Annotated in this window: 10 protein-coding genes and 1 pseudogene; 4 read left to right on the forward strand and 7 right to left on the reverse strand. The window is 72.5% G+C overall.

Annotation, left to right across the window (positions count from 1 at the left end):
• Nucleotides 1-553: 553 nt before the first annotated feature.
• Both CU044_RS11145 and CU044_RS11150 read right to left on the reverse strand, forming a co-directional pair.
• A complete protein-coding gene (locus tag CU044_RS11145) occupies nucleotides 554-1,213 on the reverse strand; it encodes a response regulator transcription factor (RefSeq protein WP_129768351.1) in 660 nt (219 codons plus the stop codon).
• The gene (locus CU044_RS11150; protein WP_193563932.1) at nucleotides 1,210-2,535 is read right to left on the reverse strand and encodes a histidine kinase; all 1,326 of its coding nucleotides are present in this window, start codon (nucleotides 2,533-2,535) and stop codon (nucleotides 1,210-1,212) included. The genes CU044_RS11145 and CU044_RS11150 overlap by 4 nt, the downstream gene beginning before the upstream one ends.
• Before the next feature lie 134 nt (nucleotides 2,536-2,669).
• Between CU044_RS11150 and CU044_RS11155 the strand changes: the two genes are divergently transcribed.
• The 3 genes from CU044_RS11155 to mptB all read left to right on the forward strand — a co-directional run bounded on the left by CU044_RS11155 (nucleotide 2,670) and on the right by mptB (nucleotide 6,136).
• A complete protein-coding gene (locus CU044_RS11155; RefSeq protein WP_129768352.1) occupies nucleotides 2,670-3,578 on the forward strand; it encodes an ATP-binding cassette domain-containing protein in 909 nt (302 codons plus the stop codon).
• Nucleotides 3,575-4,462: an ABC transporter permease gene (locus CU044_RS11160; protein ID WP_129768353.1), complete on the forward strand. Its 888-nt coding sequence runs from the start codon at nucleotides 3,575-3,577 to the stop codon at nucleotides 4,460-4,462. Before CU044_RS11155 ends, CU044_RS11160 begins: the two co-directional genes overlap by 4 nt.
• A gap of 135 nt (nucleotides 4,463-4,597) precedes the next feature.
• Entirely contained in the window at nucleotides 4,598-6,136 is a 1,539-nt protein-coding gene (gene mptB / locus CU044_RS11165) for a polyprenol phosphomannose-dependent alpha 1,6 mannosyltransferase MptB (protein ID WP_129768354.1), read from the forward strand.
• Nucleotides 6,137-6,181: 45 nt separating this feature from the next.
• Here mptB and CU044_RS11170 read toward each other — a convergent pair whose 3' ends face one another.
• Both CU044_RS11170 and CU044_RS11175 read right to left on the reverse strand, forming a co-directional pair.
• The gene (locus CU044_RS11170) at nucleotides 6,182-8,371 is read right to left on the reverse strand and encodes an FUSC family protein (RefSeq protein WP_240045512.1); all 2,190 of its coding nucleotides are present in this window, start codon (nucleotides 8,369-8,371) and stop codon (nucleotides 6,182-6,184) included.
• A 277-nt stretch (nucleotides 8,372-8,648) separates the two neighbouring features.
• A pseudogene (locus tag CU044_RS11175) lies at nucleotides 8,649-9,983 on the reverse strand (geranylgeranyl reductase family protein).
• A gap of 374 nt (nucleotides 9,984-10,357) precedes the next feature.
• Here CU044_RS11175 and CU044_RS11180 point away from each other — a divergent pair.
• A complete protein-coding gene (locus tag CU044_RS11180; RefSeq protein WP_129768356.1) occupies nucleotides 10,358-10,654 on the forward strand; it encodes a hypothetical protein in 297 nt (98 codons plus the stop codon).
• A gap of 122 nt (nucleotides 10,655-10,776) precedes the next feature.
• Here CU044_RS11180 and CU044_RS11185 read toward each other — a convergent pair whose 3' ends face one another.
• The 3 genes from CU044_RS11185 to CU044_RS11195 form a co-directional block, all read right to left on the reverse strand.
• Complete coding sequence (locus CU044_RS11185; RefSeq protein WP_129768357.1) at nucleotides 10,777-11,649, reverse strand: TauD/TfdA family dioxygenase; 873 nt, start codon at nucleotides 11,647-11,649, stop codon at nucleotides 10,777-10,779.
• Nucleotides 11,650-11,757: 108 nt separating this feature from the next.
• Nucleotides 11,758-21,543 carry a non-ribosomal peptide synthetase gene (locus tag CU044_RS11190; RefSeq protein ID WP_129768358.1) on the reverse strand — a complete coding sequence of 3,262 codons (9,786 nt, stop codon included), beginning with the start codon at nucleotides 21,541-21,543 and terminating at the stop codon, nucleotides 11,758-11,760.
• A complete protein-coding gene (locus CU044_RS11195) occupies nucleotides 21,543-25,490 on the reverse strand; it encodes an amino acid adenylation domain-containing protein (RefSeq protein ID WP_240045513.1) in 3,948 nt (1,315 codons plus the stop codon). Before CU044_RS11195 ends, CU044_RS11190 begins: the two co-directional genes overlap by 1 nt.
• Between the last annotated feature and the right edge of the window lie 685 nt (nucleotides 25,491-26,175).

Raw genomic sequence — 26,175 nt, forward strand, 5'->3', positions numbered from 1 at the left:
CCATTGCCTTTCTGATGCGACCGGGGATCAGGCGCATGGAACGCCTCCCCCGGGGCCGAACCTGCGTACCTGTCGATAGTGACGTCCTACTCGTAGGTAAGAAGGCGCGGCGCGACAGGTCGGATGTATCGGCCATGAAATTTGGCTCGTTCTCGACGTTCCATGCCAGATATCGCGCCAACGAGAGGTGGGTGCGCGCCACGTCGTCCGGAAGCTTCTCCTGGGGCGAGGAGAAAACGCCGAAGGCGCGGCCGGGCGCGGCCGGGCGCGGCCGCAGACCGAATGCGAAGTTCCGCTTGGGTGCCCCACCCCCGAACAGGCCCTTGCTCCGCCGGGCTTCGCGCGGGGGCGGTCCGGAACCGCCGAAACGGGCGGTGTTCGTTGATCTGAATTTGTTCAGTGATTTGCCATACACGTGCCGGGTGAAGTGGCATCAAGAGGCCGTCAGTTTCCGGTCGGTGCCGACCGGAGAACGGGGCCGCCGCCTTGCCCGTTTCCTTCCTGCCGCCGCCCGTTCCGCCCGGCTCCGGCGCGGGTTCTCGCCCGCGCCGGCTCAGGACGACGGTGTCACGAGGCCCGTCTCGTAGGCCAGGATCACGAGCCGCACACGGTCGCGGGCGTCGAGCTTGGCGAGCAGGCGGCTGAGATAGGTCTTGGCGGTGGCGACGCTGATGCAGAGCCGCTCGGCGATCTCGGTGTTCGACAGGCCGCGGCCGACCAGCGTCAGCACTTCCCGCTCCCTGTCGGTGATGCCGCCGAGATCCGCCCTTCGCGGTGGGCCGGCCGCCGGGCGGGCGGCGAACTCCTTGATGAGGCGGCGGGTGACGCTCGGTGCGATCAGGGCGTCGCCGGCGGCGACGGCGCGTATCGCGGCGAGGATGTCGTCCAGCGCCATGTCCTTGACGAGGAACCCGGACGCGCCGGCGCGCAGTGCCCCGTGGACGTCATCGTCGTCGTCGAAGGTCGTCAGCATGATGACGTGTGCGGAGCCGGTGGCCGTGGTGATCAGCCGGGTGGCCTCGATACCGTCCGTACCCGGCATCCGGATGTCCATCACGACGACGTCGGGGGCGAGTTCCCCGGCGAGGGCGACGGCTTCGGCGCCGTTCGACGCCTCGCCCACGACCTCGATGTCGGCGGTGTCGGTGATGACCATCTGGAGGGCGGCACGGACCAGGGGCTGGTCGTCGGCGAGCAGGACGCGGATGGTCATCGGGCGTCCGCCTTCGGCTCCGCCTCGGTCCACGCGGACCGTGGTACCGGCAGCCGGGCCGCGACCAGGAACCCGCCGCCGTGCCGCGGCCCGGCGGTGAAATCGCCGTGCAGGAGGGCGACCCGCTCGCGCATGCCGACGAGGCCGTACCCGGTGTCCGTACCGCCGCCGCCCCAGCCGCGGTCCGGGCCGCCGCCCCTGCCGCGGTTCGGGCCACCGCCCCTGCCGCGGTCCGAGACCTCGATGGCGAGCGCGTCGTCGAGATGGTCGACGCGCACCCGGCAGGACGTGGCCCCCGAGTGCCGTACGACATTGGTCACCGACTCCTGGACGATCCGGAACGCCGCGAGGTCGACGTCCGCGGGCAGCGGGCGGCGCCTGCCCCGCCATCGCAGATCCACCCGGACACCGGCGGCCGTGGTCGTGGCGACGAGCCGCTCCACGTCCGCCAGTCCGGTGGCCGGGTGCGGAGCGGCCGGTGCGGGCAGCGGGCCCTCGGGGGTACGGTCCCGGTCCCGGTCCGTACGCGCCTGTTCCTGGTCGGCCTGGCGCAGCGCGCCGAGCGTCCGCCGCAGTCCCGACAGCGTCTCGCGGCCGGCCTTCTCCACGGTGAGCATCGCCTCGCGGGCCCTGGCCGGCTGGGTGTCGACGACCCGGGCGGCGGCGCCGGCCTGAAGGGCGATGATGCCGATGCTGTGGGCGACCGTGTCGTGCATCTCCCGTGCGATGCGGAGCCGTTCGGCGGTGACGGCCTGGGCGGCGGCGCGGGCGTGCAGCTCCTCGGTGTGGGCGCGGGCCTGGAACACCGAATTGCCGACGAGCCAGGCGATGACGACGGTCAGGGCCACGTAAGGCTCGGCGGCGGTGCCGGCATCGTCGTCCGCGAACGGCCGCAGGACGAGGTAACCGGACAGCACGCCCAGCGTCACGGCTGCCGCGCGGAGCGAGATCCGCCGGGGCCGGGTGGCCGCGACGTACCCCAGGACGACATCCACTCCCAGGAACTGCGTCGGCGGGATCTCGTTCTGACGCCACGCCACCGTGGAGAGGACCGTCCCGGCGAGGACCAGCCCGTACGCCACCGACGCCCCGCGCCGGAGCAGGGCGCTGCCGGCCAGGACGAGCGCGAAGGCGAGGAGGAGCAGCGTCCGGGCCGCGAACGAGTGCAGTCCGTCCCGGGGATAGTCGAGCGAGTACCCGGGCCCCGGCGGCAGCACGACGTACTCGATGATGGGCTGCACGGCCGCCGTGAACCACACCAGCGCCGTCCACAGGCCCGGCGGTACGCGCTTGAGCAGCGGCAGAGGCGGTGAGGCGGACATGCCGCGATCGTAAACGGCATGCGTGCGGGCGGTCATCGGCCCGTGGTCGTACAACCGGGGTCGACATCGGCGCCCCTCGATTGCCGGCCGGAGCCGGACGACGGACACGACCGCCCACCGGCACCGTTGTCCCCGTGATCGAAGTCAACGAACTCACCAAGCGGTACGGCCGCACGACAGCCGTCAACGATCTGACCTTCACCGTGCGCCCCGGCCGGGTGACGGGTTTCCTCGGGCCGAACGGCGCCGGCAAGAGCACCACGCTGCGGATGATCCTCGGCCTGCACGAGCCCACCGGTGGCACGGTCACCGTCGGCGGCCGGCCCTTCCGCGACCGCCCCCGCGGTCTGCGCCATGTCGGCTCGCTGCTCGACGCGCACGATGTGCACGGCGGGCGCAGCGCGGTGGCGCAGCTGTCCGCCCTGGCCCGCGGCAACCGCATCCCGAGGCGCCGGGTGGACGAGGTGCTGGAGGAGGTCGGCCTCGTCGAGGTCGCACGGCGCCGCGTCGGCGGATTCTCCCTCGGCATGAAACAGCGGCTCGGTATCGCGGGCGCCCTGCTCGGCGATCCTCCGGTGCTGCTCTTCGACGAACCGCTCAACGGCCTCGATCCGGAGGGCGTGAAGTGGGTACGCGAGCTGTTCCGGCGGCTCGCCGCCGAGGGCCGCACCGTCTTCGTCTCCAGCCATCTGATGTCCGAGATGGAGCACACCGCCGACCAGCTGATCGTCATCGGCCGCGGGGAGCTGATCGCGGCGGAGAGCCTTGCGGAGTTCTCGGCCCGCGGAACCCGGCAGAGCGTCACGGTGGGCACACCCGCCGCCTCCGTCCTGAGCGACCTGCTGACGGCGCGGGGCGCGACCGTGCACGCGGACGGCGAGTCGCTCACCGTCACCGGTCTGGACTCGGTCCGGATCGGTGAGATCGCCCAGGAGCACCGCATCCCGCTGCACCACCTCCATACCCGGTCCGCCTCCCTGGAGGAGGCGTTCATGGAGCTCACGGCCGACAGCGTCCAGTACCCCGCAGGAGAATCCCGATGAGCGCGACCAGTTCCACGCCCACGCCCACGCCCACATCCACATCGGCGTCGTATGTGCCCGGCGGCGCATCCGGCGCCGCCGAACCCCGCGCGCGCTTCCGCGATCTGGTCGCCGCCGAGTGGATCAAACTCCGGTCGCTGCGCTCGACGTTCATCGCGTACGGCGCGACCGCCCTGGCCGTCCTCGCCTTCAACGGCGGGACCGCCTACGACACCTACAACTACTGGGGCATGCGCGACGCGGCGGACCGGGCCGGCTTCATTCGGGACGGAATCGCGCTCCAGCATGCCTTCACCGTGAACGGCGCCATGGTGATGGTGCTGGCCCTCGGTGTGATGGGCGCGCTCGCCGTCATCGGCGAGTACGGCACGGGCACGATCCGTACGACCTTCGCGGCCGTGCCCGCCCGCCGTTCGGTGATGGCGGCCAAGGCGGTCGTCGTCGCGGGGATCACGACCGTGTTCGGTGTGTTCGTCGCCGGAGCCTCGTTCGCGCTGACCCAGGCGATTCTCGGAGCCAGGGACGTGGGCGTCTCGATCGGCCATCCCGGCGCCCCGACCGTCGTGCTCGCGTCCGCCCTCCTCGCGCCGGTGTGCGCGCTCGCCGGTCTCGCGCTCGGCGCCGTCATCCGGCACACGGCGGCCACCATGACCGCCACCGTCGTGGTGCTCGTCCTGCTGCCCCTGGTCTTCACCGACGGCCGCCGCTGGTCGGCGGTGATCAGTCATGCCCTGCCCACGGAGGCGTGGATCCGGCTCACGGAGGCCGGCCACGCACGGACCGCCTTCCCCTGGACGGCCTCCGGAGCGTGGACCGTCTACGCGGTGTGGGCACTGGCCGCGGCCGTACTCGCCGTCATCAGTGTGCACAGACGCGACCAGTAGGAAGTGCCCGGGTCAGATGCCCCAGCGCAGTGCGATGGTGTCGCCCGCGTTGATGACTTTGCCCCGTGTGGCAATCTGCCCGACCCACTGGGGTGCGCCGCTGGTGGCCGCGGTCGTTCGATAGGTTGGCCGGTCATGTGGGCATTGAACGCCGGTGGGTACCGCCGGCTGGGCGCGGCCGGCTCCGTAGCGGCCGCCGCGGGCGGCTGGGTCGCCGGTACGCTGCCGGACCGTGAACCGTGGGGGATCTGGGTGCCCCACGGGGCCGGGTCCGCGGTGACCGTGGCGGGCGCCGTCCTGGCCTACGCCGGGCTGACGCTGCTCGTCGTCGCCTGGTGGCGGTACGGCAGGACCGGGGCCTCCACGCGCGACACGCTCGTCACCCTCGCCTGGTGGGCGACCCCGCCGGCGCTGGCGCCGCCGCTCTACAGCGCCGATGTGTACAGCTACATCGCCCAGGGCGCGATGGTCCTCGAAGGACACGACGTCTACAGCGCGGGGCCGTCCGTCCTCGACCCGGCCGGGCTCGGCGGCGACGCCGCCGCGAGTGTCGGCGGGAACTGGACCGACGCCCCCGCGCCGTACGGTCCGTTCTTCCTGATCCTCGCGCGCTGCGTGACCTGGGCGACGGGCGGGACGATCGTTCCCGCCGTGCTGGGGATGCGCCTCATCGCCGTGGGCGCGCTGGTGCTGATCGTGTGGGCCCTGCGGCGTCTCGCGCGCGAGCGCGGCACGAGCGAGAGCGGCGCGCTGTGGCTCGGGGCGCTCAACCCGCTGTTGCTCATGCATGTGATCGGCGGCATGCACAACGACGGGCTGATGATCGGTCTCATGCTGGCGGGCGTGGTGTTCGCCCTGCGCGGCAGGTGGATCGCGGGGGGCGCGCTCGTCGGGCTCGCCATGATGGTCAAGTCCCCGGCGGCGATGGCGCTGCTGTTCATCGGCGTGCTCGTGGGCAGGGCGGCGACCGGACCGCTCGTACGGCGGGTGGCGAAGGGCGCGGCGCCCGGCCTGGTCGCGGTGGCGGTCGCCGTCGCGGCGACGCTGCTCGGGGGCACCGGCTTCGGCTGGCTCAGGACCCAGAGCGTCGCGGGCACCATACACACCGCGCTCTCGGCCACCAGCGACGTCGGTCTCGGCCTCGGCGAACTGCTGCGCCTGCTGGCCGGGACCGACCCGGGCCCGGTCAAGGCCGCCGTCCAGAACCTGGGGCTGGGGGCGGCGCTCGTACTGATCGCGTGCCTGGCGTGGCGGACGCTGCGTGCCCGCCCGGACGCGGCCCGCGCCTCGGACACCGACCCCGCGCCGGAACGTGCCCGTCCCCATGCCCGTTCCCTGGACCCGGTCCATGCCCTGGGGCTCGCTCTCCTCGCCCTGGTCGCCCTCTCGCCGATGGTGCAGCCGTGGTACCTGCTCTGGGGCATGACGGTGATCGCCGCCACCAGGCCGTACGGCCGTACCGGCACGGTGCTGACCGTACTGTCGGCGGCGCTCGTCTACGAGACCCATCCCTCCGGGGCCACCCCCTGGTACGGCTTCATCCTGGTGGCCGTCGCGTGCGTGATCGGCACGCTTCTCGTCCGCCGCGACCGGAAGACACCGGACGCGGCCCCGCCGCCGGTCGACGGTCTTGCCGTCGCCGCACGACCCCGGACGCGCAGCGAGGTGCCGTAGCCGTCGTCGCGCGCCCGGCAGGGATGGGGGACCACGGGACAGCCCTCAGTCCTGAGCGGCCCTGCGCTCCGCGCGGTCGGCGACCGGTACGCCGAGGGGGCGCGCGAGGCCCGCCACGCCTTCGTCGAGGCGTTGCAGATGGCGCAGTACGCGCGCGGTCACCGTGTCCGAGTGCGGCGCGCCCGAGGCGTCGGTCCTGAGCATGGAGGCGATGCTCGCGCCGGACTCGACCTCGCCCTCGGTCCTCTCGTCCTTCACGCGCGCGGCGATCACTTCGATGTTGTGCGCGATACGCCGCCCCGCCCGCCCCAGGCGCGGGTCGGGCGCGACCGTCCTGCTCTGCGGCACCAACTCGGCCGTCGCCGCCAGGGAACGGGCGTGATAGGCGCAGGTCTCCAGCAGCGCCACCAGATAACGGACGGTCCTGCGCCGGACGCGCAGCGGGGAGATCGGATGCGTCAACGGCTTGGTGGAATCGCGCAGATCGTCCAGCGCGGTGTCCAAATCCCGCGCCTTGCCCAGCAGATCGGACGCCGGGCCGCCGCTGAGCTGCTCCACCGCCGCCGACACCACATCGCCGAGCCGGTCCAGGACCGTGCCCAGCAGTTCGTCGGTACGGCGGTCGGTGTGCACCGGCAGGACCAGTACGGCCGCGATGATTCCACAGACCGCGCCGAGCGCCGTCTCCTCGATGCGCAGGACGAGCACGTCGAAGCTGTACTTGTTCAGCAGCGTGTAGAGCAGTCCCAGCATCGCCGTGACGAAGAAGGACATGAGCGCGTACGACAGCGGCGCCGTGAAGAACATGGCGAAGATGAAGACCAGGACCAGCGTGAACGCGAGCCAGGTGTGGTGGCCGACCAGCCCCGCCAGTACGACACCGGCGACCACCCCGAGGACCGTACCGAGCACCCTCCGGTAGCCCTTGACCAGGATCTCGCCCGTGGACGCGGTGTTGAGGAAGACCACCCAGCAGGTCAGCACCGCCCAGTACCAGCGCTGCGTGGAGAGGAACTCACCGCCGATGATGGCCAGTACCGACCCCACCGAGACCTGGAACGCCGCCCGGGTGGTGGGGCGCCGAAGGCCGGTGCGGTCCTCCTCCTCGGACTCCTCGGGACCGGTGAGGGAGACATCCTCGGCGTCGAACTCCTCACGCGAACGCGTCGTCGCCGGTGAGTCGCTGGACTCGTCCTGCGGCCCGTCCAGCGCGAGGCGCAGGCCCAGGACGGCGCGGGCGACCTCACCGATGCCGCGGAAGACGTCCTGGACGGCGTCCGAGGCGCGCGGCAGCCGCTCCTCGTCGCGGTAGCCGAGCAGCCTGTTGCGTACATGCGCCAACGCCGTACCCCGGTCGTCGGTACCCGCGCGGGCCATCAGCAGGTGCAGTGCGTTCAGGTCCCGGCGCAGCGTCCCGATCACGTCGCCGTCGGCGGCCGTCACCAGGTTTCCCGTGGCCGGCACGGGCGCGTTCGGCAGATGAAGCGTGAGGGTGTCCGCGCTCTCGGCGCTGCGGGCGTTCAGCAGCAGTACGCCCAGCCGCTCCGTGGTGATCTCGGCGTCCGCGACGCGGCGTTGCAGCAGCGCCGCCGTGGCCGCGTCGCGCGTGCCCTCCTCCAGACGGCTCTGGATCATCAGAGCCGCCTCGTGCAGCCGCGCGGTACGCCGCCGCAGATCGTCGAGGACCTTGTCCAACTGCTCGGGCGCGGCGTCCAGCAGCTCGATCTGACTGGTCACGACCTGGGCGAGCCGCGCCCGGAAGGCGTCGCGCAGCCGCAGCAGTTCGCGCTGTGGCGTTTCCGGTACGACGGCGAACCGTACGATCGCGCTGCACACGAAGCCGATCGCCAGGGTCGCCCACAGTACGGGCAGACCGGCGGGGCGGGCTCCCACGAAGAGCGCGACGAAGTAGACCTGGAAGCCGATCAGGCCCAGAGCGGTACCGCGTTCGCCGAATCTGCGGCTGTAGACGGCGGCGAAGATCAGGGCGATGAAGAGCACGTCACCCGCGATGATCCGGGTGCTCAGCAGCGCTCCCAGGGAGATCGCGGCGAGCGCGACCGGCAGGCCGAGCGCGAGCGTGATCGCCTGGTCGCGTACCTGCCTCTCCTTGATCGCGAAGGTGGAGACCATCGCCGTCATGGCGCCCGCGACCAGGTACGTGACACCGGTGCCGAGCAGGGCGAGGACGAGGAGGGTGAGCGCGATCGCCGCGACCGTCCGCAGCCCCGCCATCAGCCGCAGCAGACCCGGGTCCGATGCCGCGAAGCGATCCCAGGTGCCGGTGCCGGCCCGTCGTGTCCCTGCTCTCACGCTGCCGGACTCTCCTGTTCTCCCGCTGTGTCCCGCGCGGTCGTCCTCGCCGCCGTGCGCGCGGCCGTCCGCGCTCATGTCTCCACTGCTGTCCGCGTTGATGTCCGTACTGCTGTCCGCACTTCAGCATGGCATGGGCGGTAACGCCGGACGCGGTCGGCCGGAACCCGTCACTCCGGTGTCGTGGACGGCCGCCTCCTCAGCGGCGGCGTACGGGCGGCGCCGGGACCAGCCGGACGACGGTGTTGAGCAGATGGTCGGTCATGTCCCGCGAGGGCGTGTCGGTGAGGTTGGAGAGCAGCCGGGCCAGGGTCTTGAGCAGAAACGGCGAGCCCATGACGTAGCGGTTGAGGACCGGTTGGAAGCCCGACCGGCTGAAGACGACGTCGGCGGCGGCATTGCCGAGACGGTAGTAGCGCCCCCAGCGGCGGTTCATCTCCACGGGGTAGTCGCGCAGCACACGCTCGCGCCTCGGCCCCGCCGGAAGGGTCAGGGCGAGCGCCGCCCGCTCGGCCGCGACCTCGCCCGCCTCCAGGGCCTGGCCGATGCCCTCGCCGTTCCACGGGCTGATCATGCCTCCGGAGTCGCCGACCAGCAGGACCCCGCGCGTATACAGCGGATGGCGGTTGAAGCCCAGCGGCAGAGCGGCGCTCCTGACGGGACCTTCGGTGTTCTCGTCACGCAGCCCCCACGCGTGCGGGGTACGGGCGAGCCAGTGGTCCAGCGCGGACCGCAGATCCGCGTTTCCGTACCGGCGGTGCGGCAGGGCGCCGAGACCGACATTGACCCGGCCGTCGCCCATCGGGAAGATTCAGCCGTATCCGGGCAGGTAGTGATCGGTTCCCGCATAGCGCAGATCGGCCCACAGCTCCAGGTAGTCGTCCTGGGAGCGCTCGGGGCTGCGGTAGTAGCGGCGGGCGGCTGTCGCGATCTGCCTGTCCGGGTCCCGGCGCAGGCCCAGGGCGAGGGCGAGACGGGCGGAGGCGCCGTCGGCCGCGATGACGATCGGTGCGCGGTAGACCGCGGGCTCCCCGGCCCCGGCCGCCGTTCCGGCCCCTGTCGCAGGTGCGGCCGCTCCGTCCGCCGCTCCCGCCGCCGTCGTTCCGGCCGCGGCGGTGACACCGATGACACGCCCGGCGCGATCGGTCACCGGGCCCGTCACCTTCACGCCCTCGCGCAGCCGCGCTCCGGCGGCGACCGCGCGCCGGGCCAGGATGTCGTCGAAATCGTGCCGGCTGCGCGAGAGCCCGAAGTCCGGATAGCTCCCGAGGCCCGGCCAGTCGATATGGACCCGGTGCTCTCCGGCCACCCAGCGCATCCCGCGTGACCGCATCCACCCCGGAGCCTTGATGTCGACGCCCATCCGGATGAGTTGATGCACCGCCCGTGGCGTCAGGCCGTCGCCGCACACCTTTTCCCGGGGAAAGCGGGTCTTCTCCAGCAGCAGGACGTCGACGCCCGCCGTGGCCAGATGGTAGGCGGCGGACGAGCCGGCCGGCCCGGCCCCCACCACGATCACCTCGGCTTCGTCCATGAGGAACCCCTTCCTGGGACAGCCGGTGCCGCACCGAAGGGGGCGGCCCTGCACGTCATCATCGGCCAGGACGAGCGGATGCGGAACCTGGCCCTGTGACGCGGAGGCCCTGAGCGTCCCGGGCCGGGCGGGCCCGGCTGATCCCGTCCACCTGGTGCCGCGGTCGTCGGGACGAGAGGTCTTCTTGTGCGGGGCCGAGGCTCGCCGATATCCTGGAAGGCTTTCCCCTCGCATGGAGAGTGCTGTGAACCGCCGTCCGCTCCAGGACCGGCCGGTGCGGCGGACAGAGAAAGGGGGTGTGTCGCAGTGAGGCGGCGAACCCGGCCGCCCGCCCGGAAAGCCCGGGACGGGGCGGCGGTTCCGGAAGGAACGAGATGTCCCGTACGGACAGGACCAAGCCCCTGCGGGTGCGCTTCACGGAGCACAACCCCCGGCCGGTCCACGATCACCGCCACGGCCCGTGCGATCTGCCGGCCGATCCGACAGGGGAGGACACGGACACCCGCTGCCGGTGGGGACACTCCGACTTCGGCCGGACGTGCTGTTCGGGACCGAACGGACGCGCCGCCAAGAAGGAGTGGGGGGAGATGAACAGGGCCCGCAACCGCAAGGATCGCTACGCGGCCCGGCGCGAGGCGCGCCGTTTCGCCACCGGAGAGTACGGCGACTGACTCCGTCCGCTCGTCGGCATCGTCGGCCTCGTCGGCGGGGTCGGCATGGCCGCCCGCTGTCCGCTGTTCGCTGTCCGGCGGACCTTCGCTCGTCCGCGAAGGTCCGCCGGACACGACCGCCCCTAACCCTTGAGCGGGCCGCCGTTGATGGCGACCCGCTGGCCGTAGCGCGTGAACGGGTAGTAGTCGTACGTCGCGTGGTGCTGCACACAGCGGTTGTCCCAGAACACCAGGGTGTGGGGGCTCCACCGGACGCGGCAGCTCAGCAGCGGCCGGTTCGGCACCACGTCGAACAGCATGCCGAGCACGGCCCGGCTCTCGTCGGACGACAGCTGCGGTATCCGTCCGGTGTAGGCCCTGTTGACGTAGAGGATCGGCCGGTCGGTCTCGGGGTGACGCACGACCAGCGGGTGTTCGCTCTTGGGGATCACGTACCCCGGCGGCGGGGTGTGGCCCTGAAAGGCGATGAGACCGTCGTGGATGGCGGTCATGCCGTCCAGAAGCCCGCGCATGGCCGGCGACAGCATCTCGTAGGCCAGGTGCATATTGGCGAACAGGGTGTCGCCTCCGCTGCCCGTCTCCGGTACGCGGGTGAGGTAGAGCATCGAGCCCAGCGACGGTTCCGCGTCGGCGGTGCCGTCCGCGTGCCAGCCGTTGCCCGCCACGTTCGACGCCTCGGCGGTGGTGCTGATCTCCAGGATGTAGGGATCGCCGTCCTCCGGCGGCGGGTTCACCGGGCGGAGCCCGCCGAAGTGGCCCGCGAAGCGCTTGTGGTCCTCCTGCGTGAGGAACTGGTCCCGGAAGACCAGGACATGGTGGTCGAGGAACGCCGCCTTCACCTCGCCCAGTTGCTCCTCCGACAGTTCCTGGGAGAGGTCGACGCCCGAGACCTCGGCGCCGATGACGGGCGTGAGGGAGTCGACCTCGATGGTCCGGTACTCCCTCGGGGGCCGTGAGGTGACGCGTTCCAGGGCGTCCAGTTCGTACTGCTCCACAACTTCCTCCTGTGAGGTGGGAAAACGGGTTTGGATCACCAACACGCGCAAAGCCCGCGGGCCATCAGGCCGGACAGGATGAGACGGCCGCACACCACACCGGCGCGGTCAGCGGTGCTCGGGCGCGTCGTACGCGCCCGCGTTGATCGACTCGGCCACCGCGTCCACGTACGGCGGCCGGACGATGCCGTAGTGGGTGGTGTCGAGCCGGTGCCAGGCGGTGGACTCCGGAAGGTACGGCCGCCACAGCGCCCGCTGTTCTTCCGGGGAGCCGAGCGAGGGCATGCCCGCCACCGGCCGCTCGGCCAGCCACAGACCGCTGGGGGTGACGGCGAGCCGTCGCACCCGGTGGCCGGCCATGCTGCGCAGATTGGCCCGGCAGCAGTGGGCCAGCCGCTCCGCATAGGCCCGCGCGTGGTCACCGGCCGACGCGCCCGACTCGTCCCCGCTGTGGCGGAGTTCGGCCGCGAACACCGCTTCGAGCTGTGTCCCGTCGTACTCCTGGAACAGTGTTCCGGCACCTGGCGGCGGCGGGTCGAGCAGATGGAGCGCCTCCACGGGCCGGCCGGCCGCCTCCGCTTCCACGGCCATCTCCGCGGCCACCCACGCACCGAAGGACCACCCGGCCAGCCGCAGGCGCCACGCCGCCTCCGGGAAGCGGGCGAGCAGCGCGGCGCGGTACCGCCGGGCGCGTTCCGCCAGGGTCCAGTCCGGCGGTACGGGCCGCCGCAGCGCCGGGTCGGCGATGAGGCAGACCGTCAGCCGGGGGTCGAGGGCGGACACCAGCGACCGGTACGCCTGGATGTCACCGCCGACGGGGTGCACCAGACAGAGCACCTCGCGTCCGGTGCCCTCGTGCCAGACCTCCAGCGCCACTTCCTCGTCGGCGGCTCCGGATACGGTCCCTTCGGGAGTCGCCGAGCCGAGTCGCGTCAGGATCTCGTTGAGCGAGACCCGGTGGCTGAGCCACGACAGTTCGAGTTCGACCCCGAAGTGCCGTTTGACCTCGCTGATCAGATCCAGCATCGTCAGCGAATCCGCGCCCAGGTCGTAGAGCGGTACGTCCGGGTCGAGCCGGTCGACACCCACCCACTCGGACAACCACGCGGTGAGGAGACCGGCCGCCGTGACCGTGGCACCGCCCCTGCCCTCGCGCCCGTCCTCGCCGCCGCCGGAATCCGTGACAGGTGCCGGAACGGGATCGGTTGTCGATGACGAGGCCGCTGATGTCACTGATGGCACGGATGGGGTTGACGGCGCTGACGCGGCGTAGAAGACGCGGGACTCGTCCAGACCGGTCGTGGAGACGAGGAGCTGCGGCAGCCGCAGTCCGACGGCTCGCGCGAACAGCCGCTTCCCCTCGTCCACCGTCAGGCCGACCGACAGATGCGCCTGGTGGCGGGCGTCGGACAGGGGCGCCCGCAGCGCCATTCCGGTCTCGCGCCACACATCCCAGTTGACGGTGATCCGCGCGGTGGTCTCGGCGTCGCCCGTCCGGTGGTGGGCGAAGCCGTCGAGGAGCGCGTTGGCGGCGGCGTAGTCGAACTGGCCGACGCCGCCGAGCAGCGCCGACATCGACGAACAGTAGACGGCGACCTCCGGCAGGTAACGCTCGATCAACCGCTCCATCAGCAGCGCGCCTTGCACCTTGGCCGCCGTCGCCTGCCGCATCGCGGTGGCATCCCGCCGTACGAGCAGTCCGCCGGCCGCCACGCCGGCCGCGTGGATCACACTGTCGAGGCGCGCCGTCCGTCGCCCGATCCGCGACAGGATCTCCTCGGGTGCCGAGGGTGCCGAGGGTGCCGAGGGTGCCGAGTGGGTCGACGCGGCGAGGTCCGCCTCGATCAGCTCGACCCGGTCGGACCAGGGCGTCAGCTCCGCCGGAAGCCGGGATGTTCTGGCCAGCAACAGGACCCGGCCCTCGGTCCGTTCGAGGAGCCAGGCGGCGAGGGCGGTGCCGAGGCCGCCCGTGCCGCCCAGAACCAGATGGACGCTCTCCTTGCTTCCCTCGCTCTCGTCGGTCTCCCCTTCGAGCAGCGCCATGGGGGCGATTGCGGCCGGGGACACCGGAAGCGTGATCCGCTCCCACCAGAAGCCCTGGCGCAGTGCGAGCTGTCGCGGCAGCCGGACCCCGGGACCGGCCTCGGCGTCCGTCCCGGCCAGCAACGCGGCCAGTTGTGGAGCCCAGCCGGCCAGATCCGCGCTGGGGAGATCCAGCCAGTGGCCGTCGACCTGTCCCTCCTGCGGTGCCACCTCGACGGCACCGGCCAGGAGATTGAGTTCCGGGCGTGATACGGAGCCGTCGACCGGTCTGGCGCGGTACGACAGCCACCACGGCCGCACCCTCGGTGCCCCGGGCGCGTCGGCCACCGCCCGTACCAGCGCGGCCGGCGTGTCGAGACACGCCCGGTGGGCCCGCGCCAGCGTGTCGGAACCGACCGGACCCTCGACGGCCAGGGGCAGCGCGTGCAGCCAGTCGATGCCGTCCCGGCCCGCCTCCGCCAGCGCGTCGAGCAACCGGCCCAGCGATATGTGGTCGGACGGGTCGACCTCGAAGACATCCTCGCCCCGCCGGGCGAAGGCGCCGGCCGAGCTGACCCGTACCACTCGGGCGTGGACCGCCGCGAAGGCGCGGACCGTTTCGGGCGGCGCCGGACGGTCCGTCAGCACCACCAGCAGACGGGAGGTACGCGACGCGGCGGTCCTGGGTACGGCCCCGCGCAGCCGTACCCAGTGGGGCTGGTGCAGCCAGTCGGCCTCAGGAAGCCGCGACGGTCGCTCGCCGCCCGCAGTATCGACCGGGCGCGCCGGTCGCGCCGGTCGCGCGGTGCGGGCGAAGTCGTACTCCGACAGTTCGAACGCGGGCGGCGGGAAGTCCCACGGCGCCTGCGCGGGACCGGCCGGCCAGTCGATCCGGCGGCCGGACCGCCAGGCGTCGGCCAGCTCCTCCGCCGACCGGCCCGCCGCCGCGAGCGGTTCCCCTGCCGGTTCTTCTTCGGCGACGGTGGCGGTGACCGCGACCGCCGTACGAAGCCACTCCACCGCGGTCGACGCGTCCGGGCAGACCGCCGCGATCCGCAGCCGACGCGCCGGCCGGCCCGCCTGCACATGGCGCAGTACCCGCCGGTACGCCTCGGGACGGGCCGTCAGATAGTCGGCGATACGGGCGGCGTCCCTACGGAGACCGGCCTCGCTGCTGCTCGACAGCACCAGGCACGGTTCCGTCGCGTCCGGCGCGAGCGCGTCGCCCCGCTCGTCCGCTTCGAGGAGCACATGGGCGTTGGTGCCGCCGATCCCGAAGCTGCTGACCGCCGCCACCCGGTCCCGCCCGGCGGGCCAGGGCCGCGCCTCGGTCGGGATGTGGAACGGCGTCGGATCGGGACCGATCTGCGGACTGAGGGCATGGAAATCGACGTGCGGCGGGATGAGGCCGTGATGCACGGCGAGGGTGGCACGCACCAGCCCGACCACACCCGCCGCGGCGCCCAGATGACCTATCTGGCTCTTGACCGAGGTCAGGGCGCAGCGACCGGACTCCGCCAGGTCGAACGCCTGCCGCAGAGCGCCGACCTCGACCGGGTCGCCCAGCCGGGTGCCGGTGCCATGCGCCTCGACATAGCCCAGGTCGGCCCCGCCGCGGCCGGCACGACGCAGGGCCGCGCGGATCACCTCGCGCTGACCGGAGAGCGAGGGAGCGCTGTAACTCAGCTTGTCGGAACCGTCGTTGTTGAGGGCAGAGCCGGTGATCACCGAGTACACGGTGTCCCCGTCGCGCCGGGCCTGCCGCAGAGGCTTGAGCACCACCACACCGACACCGCTGGCGCCGATGGTGCCGCTCGCGTCGTCGCTGAATGCCCGGCAGTGTCCGTCCACGGAGAAGATGTGCTGCGGCCGGTAGCGGTATCCGTCGGTCAGCTCCGTGTCGACCAGCACCCCGCCGGCCAGCATCACGTCGGCGTCGCCCTGGCGCAGCAGCCCGGCGGCGAGGTGGACGGCGACCAGAGAACTGGCGCACGCCGCCTGGGCGGTGAAGGCGGGTCCCGTCAGGCCCAGGTGGTAAGCGGCCTTCGTCGCGAGGAAGTCCTTCTCGTGGTGCAGGGCCAGCTGGAAGCCGTCGGGCAGCTGTGCGGGGTCGGCCTCGCGCAGCATGGCCTGGAAGTAGGTGTTCTCACCGGCACCGGCGATCAGTCCGACGCGCCGGGCGGAGGGGGCGGCGATTCCGGCGTGTGCCAGTGCGTCGGCACAGCTCATCAGCAGTTGCCGCTGCTGGGGGTCCATCAGCCGGGCTTCCTGCCGGCTGATGCCGAAGTGGTCCGGGTCGAAGGCCAGCAGACCGTCCATCTGGCTGCGCGCCCCGACGATGCCGTCGGGTGCGTCGAAGTGCTCGATCCCGCTGCCGCCCGCCCTCACCATGTCCCAGAAGGCGGACAGGTCCGGCGCGCCGGGCAGCCGTACCGCCATGCCGATGACGGCGATCGGTTCGTCGGCCGCGACGGCGGCCACAGGAGCGGCCTCGGTGGTGACGGCCGCGACGGCGCCCACAGGGGCGGCCTCGGTGGTGACGGCCGCCGTGACGGCCACAGCGGCGCGGCTCGGATCCCGCTCCGCCGTGGACGCCCGTCCGTCGAGGAAGCGCGCCAGCGCGCGGAGCGTGACGTGCTCGAACAGGTCGGCGACGGTGAAGCGAAGGCCCAGTTCGGTGGTGCAGCGCAAGTGGAAGCGCATCAGTCCCAGGCTCGACGCTCCGGCGTCGAAGAAGGTCTGGTCGGGGCCGATGGCCGAGCCGGTCACCGCCTCGAACGCCTCGGCGAGCCCGGCCTCTCGCGGCGAGAGCGGGTTCGCCGGAACGTCCGCGAGGCCGGCCGCCGTCTCGGGACCACGGCGCAGCTCCTCGCCCGGGGCGCGCAGGGCACCGCCGCGGTCCAGCTTGCCGCTGGGGGTACGCGGCAGGGCGCCCAGCAGCCGGAAGCGGCTGACCCGTACATGGGGCGGCAGTAGCGGTGCCAGATGGGCCGTGAGAGTCCGGGCGGTGAGCGCCGGTCCCGGTGTGCCGCCCGGTGCCTGTCCCGGCGCCCGGACCGGTTCCTGTCCCGCGTCCCGGTCCGCTTCCAGGCCCGGCGTACGGTCGCGGCGCTGGACGCAGGCCACCAGCTCGTCGCCGTCACGTACCACCACGGCCTGGACGATCTCCGGGTGCCGCAGCAGCGCCGCCTCGACCTCTCCCAGCTCCAGCCGGTGTCCGCTCAGCTTGATCTGATCGTCGTCCCGGCCCCGGTAGTGCAGCAGGCCCTCCCGGTCGAAGCTCGCCCGGTCACCGCTGCGGTAGAAGAGGCCGAGGCCGGGCAGCTCCACGAATCGCGCCTCGTTGAGCTCCGTGTCGCCGAGATAGCAGCGGGCCGCCATCGTTCCGCCGATGAGCAGGTCACCGGTGCGGCCCGGCGGCGCGGGCTCGCCCGCCTCGTCCACCACCCGCAGTACCGCGCCCGCCACCGGCCGGCCGATGGCCGGGCGGTCCGGCCAGCGCACCGGGTCGCCGTCGAGACAGAGGGCGCTCACCACATGCGTCTCGGTCGGGCCGTAGTGATTGAACAGCCGCGCGCCCGGCATGCCCGCGAACCAGCGGCGGATCGCGTCGGTGCACACCAACTGCTCGCCCGCCGTCACCACCTCCCGCAGCCGCGAGGGATACCGGCCCAGGTGTACGGCGTGCTCGGCGAGGAGCTGAAGCGCCACGTAGGGCATGAAGACGCGCTCCACACCGGCCGATTCCAGCTGATCGAGGAGGGCGGGGGCGTCCTGCCGCCAGCCGGGCCGCACCAGATGCAGACATCCGCCGGTCCACAGCGTGCCGAAGATCTCCTGGAAGGACACGTCGAAGGAGAGCATGGAGAACTGCTGGGTGGCGGCGGGCGCCGCCAGACCGCCCGACTCCGCCTGCCACTGCAACAGGTTGCTCAGCGTGCGGTCCGGCACCCGCACGCCCTTCGGGGTGCCCGTGGAGCCCGAGGTGAACAGTGTGTAGAGCGGACGGGCACCGTCGTGCGCGGGGCGGGCCGCCGGTTCGGCCGGTCCGCCGGCGGTCGACAGAATGACCGGGTGCCGTACGGCGCCGCCCGGATCGACGGCGTCGAACGCCGCGTCACCGCCGGGCGGGAGCAGCACGCACAGCGGCTCCACCTGCTCCAGGATCCGCCGCAGCAGCGCCGGCGGATAGGACGGATCGAGCGGCACGATGGTCAGGTTGAGCCGGGCCAGCGCCAGGAGCGCCACTACGTGCTCGACCGACGGTTCGAGGAACAGCGCGACGTGGCAGGGCCGGTCACTCTCCTCCGGCAGCGGGTGGTCCGCCCGCAACTCGGCGGCGAGCGAGGCCGCGTAGGCGTCGAGTTCGGCGTAGCTGACCACGACGACGTCGCTTTCGGTGCGGCTGACGGTGCCGTCGCCGCTCATCAGGGCCGGCGCGTCGGGTGTACGCGCGACCTGCCGCGCGAACCCCTCCGCCACCGTCGTGCAGATCAGGGACACGGGCTCGGCGCGGCCGGGCTCGGGCAGCGCGCGGCGGTACGGAGCCGCCAGCTCGGCCGGGGTCGCGGTCGCCCCGTCGGCGAGCAGATCCAGAGCGCGCCCGAACAGGCCTGCCATCGCCTCCACTTCGGCGGCCTCGAAGCGGTCGTCGGCGTACTCCCACAGGCAGTCGAGACCGTCCGCGTGCTCGACGACGGAGAGCGTCATCGGGCACTTGGCCTCGGCCGGTGCCCACCACAGGGGCCGGGAGGAGCAGTCCGGCAGCGCCAGCGCGCCGAAGTCGGTGTTCTCCAGAACGAAGAGGAAGTCGAAGGGCGGCGCCCCACCGGCGCCCGTCTCGCGATCGGCCAGTACGTCGGCCAGCGCCACGTCCTGCCGGTCGAGCACCTCCCGAGCGGCGGCACCCAGGCGCCGCAGCTGACCGCGCAGTTCCTCGCGTGGCGCGACGGCCAGCGGCAGCAGGACGGTGTTGGCGAACATGCCGACACTGGTCTCGAACTCCCGCACGGGCCGGTTGGCCACGGGACCGGCGACGCGCGGACGGGTGCCGCCGGTCACCCCGTACAGACTCGACGCGAAGACCCCGAGCAGCAACTGAAAACGTGTCAGGCCCAGTTCGCCGCAGAGCCGGTCCACGGAGGCGCGGCGTACGGCGTCGAGCGAGGTGTGCAGCAGCCGCGCGCGCGAGGACCGCCGGGAGCCGGCCGGCGCCTGCGGCGCGCCCGGTCGGCTCGTCCTGTCCGGCTCGCCCGGATCGTCCGGCTCACTCGTCTCGTCCAGCCCGGCGTAGTGGGCGCGCAGTTCCGCCCGCTGGGCCAGGTAGGCGGGGCTGGAGAACCACTCGGCCTGCCAGACGGCATAGTCGAGCGGGGTGGGCGCCCCGGAGCCGGAGGAGGGTACGGGGTCCACCGCGCCCGGTGCGTCCTCGCCCCGGAGAGCGTCGGCGTACCCCGCCGACAGATCCGCCAGCAGCACATTGAGCGACCAGCCGTCGACCGCGATGTGGTGCAGGTGCAGCAACAGCAGGCCGCCACCCTCCCGGGGCAGCCAACTCGCGCGCAGCATCCGGGGCTCGGCCAGATCGAAGGGACGGCCGAAGAGCCGGTCGGCGAAGGCCCGTCCGTCCGCGTCCGCGTCCGCGTCCTCGCCGTCCGTCCCGTCCGTCGTGCTCGTCCCGTCCGTCCCTCCCTCACGGAGCGCTTCCGGATCGGGTTCGGTCCACGGCTCGTCATCGGGGCCGGCCCACGACTCGTCATCGGGGTCGACCCACGGGTCGTACGGTTCGCCCACGACCTGGCGCAGCCCCTCCGGCGCCGCCTCGAAAGCCGTACGCAGCGCGGGGTGACGCTCCACCAGTCTCCGCAGCGTCCGCCGCAGCGCGACCGCGTCGACCGTCCCCGCCAGCCGGAAGACCTGACCCACGTTGTACGCCCGGGACCCCGGCGTCCGCTGTTGCAGAAGCCACAGGCGCTGCTGTTCGCTGGTGGCCGGAGCCGAGCGCGCTCCCGTGGGAGCGGCCGGCACCGGGTAGGGCGAGTCACCCGCGTTCCTGGCCCGGTCGATCGCCTCGGCGATCCCGGCGAGGTTCCCGTCGAGGACGGCCGCCTGGGACAGCTCGCAGCCCCAGCGCCGCCGTACCTCGAAACGCAGCCGCAGGGCCTTGAGCGAGTCGCCGCCGACGGCGATCCAGCGGTCGTCGAGGCGCGGTCGCGGCACCCTCAGGATCTCGGCGGCCACGCCCAGCACCTCGCGCTGCCAGGCGGTGGCGGCAGGCTCCTCGCCGTGCGGACTCCGCCAGGGGCGATGGCCGGCGCGCTCCAACGCGGCCTGGTCGACCTTGCCGTTGGCGTTACGGGGGAGCGCGGCCACGACATGGATATGGTGCGGGCGCATATATGCCGGCAGCCCGGCCGCGAGATGCCGGTCGAACTCCTCGAAGGACAACTCCTCGGACGACTCGTCGCCCAGCACCAGATAGGCCAGCAGTTCGTTGGGCCCGTCCTCTCCGTCGCGACGGGTGCAGACGTACGCCTGGCGTACGGCGGGATGCGCGACGATCCGCCGTTCCAGCTCGCCGGGTTCGACACGGAAGCCACGGACCTTCACCTGACGGTCGGCGCGGCCGAGATACTCGACGAGGCCGTCCGCGTCGGCGCGTACGAGGTCGCCGGTGCGGTAGTGGAGTGTGGTGCGGCCGTCGCCGTGCCGGGGGAGCGGGACGAAACGCCGCTCCGTCTCCTCGGGCAGGTTGCGGTAGCCGGCCGCGAGCCCCTCGCCGGCCAGCAGGAGTTCGGCCGTCTCACCGGGCGCGGCCGTACGCGTGGTGCCGGGGACCACCAGCCGCGTGTCCGTTCCCGGCAGGGCCCGCCCGATCGGCACCCGGTCCCCGTCGAAGTCGCGCGGGACGGGATGGCACAGCGCGAACGTGGTCGACTCCGTCGGCCCGTAGACGTTGTAGAGCTGGGTGGCGCTCTCCGCGTTGTGGCGGTACCAGCGGCGTATCAGACGGGCGTTGAGCTGCTCGCCGCCCACCAGGACCTGCCCGGCCCCGGCGAAGCAGTCGGGCACGGTGTCGACCACCGCGTTGAACAGCGCCGTCGTCACGAACGCCGTGTCGACGCGTTCGCGCAGCAGCGCCGCCGCCAGCTCGTGCGGTGTCCGGACGGCCGCGTCGCCGAGGATCACACAGCAGCCGCCGGTCAGCAGCGGCACCCAGACCTCGAAAGTCAGCGCGTCGAACGCCGGATTGGACATACAGGCGAAGCGCGCGCCCTCCGCCTGCCGGATGTATCCGGACCGGGCGAGGCGCAGGACACCGGCGTCCCGTACCTCGACTCCCTTGGGACGGCCCGTCGTTCCCGAGGTGTAGAAGAGGAAGGAGACCGGCGCGCCGGTGAACGGCGGTTCCGGCTCGGTCTGTTCGCGGTGGCCCGCCACGAGGAGTCCGGCCACCGGCAGCGGCTGTACCGAGTCGGGCAGGGCGTCCGGGGCGGCCGTCCCGTCGTGGATCACCGCCACACTGGCCGAGTCCGTCAGGATATGGCGGCGGCGTTCCGGCGGGCTCTGCGCGTCGAGCGGTACGACCCGGGCGCCGAGCCGCAGGATGCCGAGCATGGCGCAGACCAGCTGCCAGGAGCGCGGCAGCGCGACGGCAACCGCCTGCCCGGGACGGACACCGGCGCGGCGCAGCGCCCCGGTCACCGCCGCGCCGGTGGCGTCGAGTTCGGTGTAGTCGAGCCGCCGGTCGCCGTCAACCAGTGCGACAGCCCCCGGGGTGCGCAGAGCCTGCTCGTACACCCCCCGCGCCACACCACCGGCGCCCGGGGAGGCGGGAGAACCCGTTCCGGAGAGGTCCGTTCCGGATCGCATCAGGCCTCCAGCGCTACGGACGGACCGGCCTGCCGCCCCACACGGGGGTGCCCGCCGCCCGGTGGGGCGGGTGCGGCGGACATCCGGGCCAGCTCGGCCTCGATCAGCTCGGCCACCCGCGGCAGCTCGTCGCTCTCCAGCATGTCCCAGTGACCGCACTCCACCGGCTCGGCCGACAGGCCCCCGTCGGCCCGCCGTTGCCAGAACGCGCGCACCTCCGCCCCGTCCTCGCCGTCCGCCGTGGCCTGTACGAGAACGAGCCGGGCCACCGACGCCGGTGCCAGGTAGTCACGGGCGGTCATCCGGTTGTGGTTGTAGATACGGAAGTACCGGTCGATCTGGTCGTCCTCGATACCCGGGTACATCCCGTTGAACCTGACCAGTTTCTCCCGGAACTCGGACGCGTCCACCGGCTCGATCGCCGCGCGTTCCGCCGCGTCCTCCGTGCCGTGCGTGTCGAGCAGGACCACGCTCAGCCGGGTGTGTCCGGCCGACGCCAGCCGTCGTCCCATCTCATGGGCGATCAGCCCGCCGTAGGAGAGTCCGCACAGGACCAGCGACTCGTCGGGCCGCGGGTCGACCAGCTTCAGATACTCCTCCGCCATGGCCTCGACCGTGGGCAGCGGTATCTCACCGGCGTTGAGGCCGGGGGACTGGATGCCCCGCACGCCGACCGACCCGGGCAGCGCGGCGGCCAGCGGCAGATAGCAGAAGGCGGTCCCGCCCGCCGGATGGACACACACCACCCGCCGCTCCCCGTCGCCCGCCCGGAACTCGATCAGGTTGTCGCCCGGCCGCGCCGGCGCCGCCCCCTTCCGCAGCCGCTCGGCCAGCGCCTCGATGGTCGGGTGCAGCATGAGATCGCGGATCGGCAGGGTCTCGCCGAACTCCTCCTGGACGGCGTGGGCCACCTTGATGGCGGAGATCGACGTGCCGCCCAGTTCGAAGAAGTTGTCGGTGACGCCGATGGCGGGATGGAGCAGCAGCCGCGTCCAGATCCGGTGGAGCGCCAGCTCGACGTGATCGCGCGGCGCGGCCGTGTTGACCTGGGCGGGCAGCGCGGACCGTGAACTCTCCAGCAGCGCCGTACGGTCCAGCTTGCCGCTCCGGTTCAGCGGCAGGCGCGGGAGTTCGACGAAGACCGACGGGATCATGTAGTCCGGCAGCCGCTCGGAGAGCGCCGCGCGCCACTCGTACGGGGGCCGGGCCGCCGCGTCCCCCCGGCCGACGCCCGCCACCAGACGCGGCCCGCCGGGTGCGTCACGGTCGGCGAGCACGGCCGCCTCCCGTACCCCGGGCAGTTCCCGCAGCGCCGCCTCCACCTCGCCCGGTTCGATACGGAAGCCCCGCAGCTTGATCTGGTCGTCGAGGCGGCCCACGTACATGGCGTTGCCGTCCGGCAGCCAGCGGGCCAGATCGCCCGTACGGTACATGCGCTCTCCGGGCACGAAGGGGTCGGGGACGAACCGTTCGGCCGTCAGATCCGGACGGCCCACATAGCCACCGGCCAGGCTCGCGCCGGCGACACAGACCTCGCCCACCACCCCGGGCGGCACCGGCCTCAGCCGCTCGTCCAGCAGATAGAGACGGGTGCGGGGGAGCGGCCGGCCGATCGGGCAGGGCCGGTCCAGCGGACGCGGACCGGTGTAGGCCGTGGTGTAGAGCGTGGCCTCGGTCGGCCCGTACCCGTAGCAGATCCGCAGGCCGGGCAGCACCTGCTCCATGCGGTACAGCGCCCTCTCGGGAAGAGACTCCACCCCGGTCAGCAGCTGGCGCAGCGCCAGTCCCTTCAGCCGCGCCTCCGGGGCCTCGTCGATCCACTTGACGTAGGACGGCGGCAGGAACGCGCTCGCGACGTGGTGGTCCCGCATCCAGCCCATCAGCGCCTCCGGGTCGCCGCGCAGCTCGTCCGGGACCAGATGCAGGGCGGCGCCGGTGGTGAGCGGCAGGAGGATCTCGTGCACCGACGCGTCGAAGCCGATGCTCGACCAGGCCGACGCCGCCTCGCCGGGCACGCCGCCGAACCGGGCCAGCCACTGGTCGAACAGATGGGTGACGGAGGCGTGCGTCACCACCACACCCTTGGGACGGCCGGTGGAGCCGGAGGTGTAGATGACATACGCGGGATCCGACGGGCGGACCACGATCCCGGGAGCGTCGTCGCGCCGCCCCTCGGCCTCGACGGCGGTCAGGGAGCGCCAGTCCGCGCGCGGTGCGTCGGGGACGCCGCTCAGTACGACGTCGCTCAGAACGACGTCGCTCAGTACGAGGACGGGCGCGGCGTCCTCGACCATGGCGGCGAGACGCTCGGCGGGCTGGCCCGGATCGAGCGGCAGATAGGCGGCGCCCGCCGCCAGGATGCCGAGGACACCCACCACCAGCTCCGTCGACCGGCCCGCGTGCAGGCCCACCACCCGGCCCGGTCCCGCGCCACGGCTGATCAGGGCGTGGGCCAGCCGGTTGACGCGCCGCTCCAGCGTGGCGTAGTCGAGTCGTTCGCCCGCGTGGACGAGGGCGGCCCCGGTGGGGCGGGTGCGCACCTGGGTCCCGAAGCGCTCGATCAGACCGCCGGGCCACGGGGCCGGGGGCGCCCCGGTCTCCTCGGCGGTGCTCCAGTCCGCCAGCAGCTCCCGGCACTCCCGCGCGTCCATGAGGGCGACGTCCGCGACCTCCCGGCCGGCCTCCTCGGCCAGCTGCGCCAGCACCCGCCGCAGATAGCGTGCGTACCGCTCGACCGTCTCGTGGTCGAACAGGGCACTGGCGTAGTCCAGATCGCCGACGATCCGGCCGTCCTCCTCGGCCAGCGCGAGCACCAGATCGAACTTGGCCGGCGCGTAAGGGATGCCGAGAGGCTCGGCCTCGATGTCCACCAGATCGAGCAGACCCCTCAGCGAGGGAACCCAGGCGAACATGGTCTGGAACAGCGGGGTGTGGGCGGCGCTGCGCGGCGGATTGACGAGTTCCACCACGCGCTCGAAGGGCAGGTCGGCATGGTCCAGGGCGCCCCGGAGGGTGCCGCGCACCCGCCCCAGCATGTCGGCACCCGTCGGAGATCCCGACAGATCGACCCGCAGCGCGAGCGTGTTGACGAAGAAGCCCATCAGCCCGGCGACATCACCGCGCCTGCGGTTCGCCGTGGGGGCGCCGACAACGATGTCGGACTGTCCGGTCAGACGCGACAGCAGTACGGACCAGCCGGTCAGCAGGGTCGAGTACAGCGTGGTGCCGTGCCGCTGGGCGAGCGCCTTGAGAGCCGTGGTGAGATCTTCGTCGAGCGAGATCCGCACCCGGGCGCCACGGTAGTCCTGCTCGGCGGGGCGCGGCCGGTCGGTGGGCAGTTCGAGCAGCGGCGGGGCGTCGGCCAGGGTCCGCGCCCAGTACGCGGTCTGCTCGGCGGGCTCGTCACCGGCCAGCCACTGCCGCTGCTGGTCGGCGTAGTCGGAGTACTGCCAGGTCAGCGGCGGCAGCGCGGGATCCTCGCCGCGCAGGAACGCGGTATGGAACACGCCCAGTTCACGCAGCATGATGTTTCTGGACCAGCCGTCGAACACGATGTGATGCACCGTGATGAGCAGCACATGGTGGTGCGCGTCCAGCACCAGCAGCCGGCCGCGGGCCGGCGGGCCCGCGCTCAGATCGAACGGAGTGGTGCATTCCTCCAGTTGCCGGGCGGCGAGCCGCGCGTCGGCGTCCGGCTGTCCGGTCAGGTCCTCCACCACGAGCGGGAAGCCGGTGTCCGGCGGATCGATCCGCCGGTACGCCTCGCCCGCCACGGGGACGAACCGGGTCCGCAGCGCCTCGTGCCGGGCCACCAGCGCGTCCAGCGCGCGGACCAGCACCGCGCGGTCCAGCGGACCCCGCAGCGCGAAGGCCACCGGCTCGTTGTACGCCGCGTTCGCGCCGTCCAGCTGGGCGAGCGCCCACAACCGCTCCTGCGCCGGCGACAGCGCCGGATGCGTCCCCTTCTCCGGGTGCGGCGCGTCGGCGTCGGCGCTCCGCGCCGGTACCGCGCACTGCCGTGTCGTGGTGGTGGTCGTGGCCGTGGTGGAGGAGGTACGTATCGCCGACAAGACCGGCCCTTTCCCGTAGGGGAGGCTCATTGCGGAGGGGGTATCGCGGGGAGGCGCCATCGCGCTGGGCTCGATCGCGGTGGGGTGCCATCGCGGTGGGGCGCCATCGCCCGGGGAGGTGGCGGACGAGCGCAGGCGAACGCTCTCCGTACGTATCGACGCGGCGTGTGTCGACCTGTACATGCCAGCCCGTACATCCGTACGTATCAACCGGCGTGTATCAACCGGGACGAGACGGCCGACCGGGTGCGGAACCGGGGCGTCTCATCCGTCCGCCCGCGGCGCCCTGCTGTTCACCAGTTTGATCAGCATGTGCCTTCAATCACTCGCATCGCTCATGTCACTGGCATCACTGGCGTAACTGTCTGGATGATGATTGGACAAGTGCTCGATCATGTCAATGGCGGCCCGAGGTACGGGTGTTCAGCCCGACGGTCAGCCCGAGTCGGCGCCGTCGACGGTTCATACGACACGGGCGCCGGGGAGGCTCGGACCCGCCCCGACGCCCGGACGCCGAGTTGCCCGGGTACCCCGGTGCCAGCAGGGTGGAGACGGCTGCCCC

The sequence above is a fragment of the Streptomyces sp. L-9-10 genome (assembly GCF_004151105.1).
Lineage (GTDB): Bacteria > Actinomycetota > Actinomycetes > Streptomycetales > Streptomycetaceae > Streptomyces.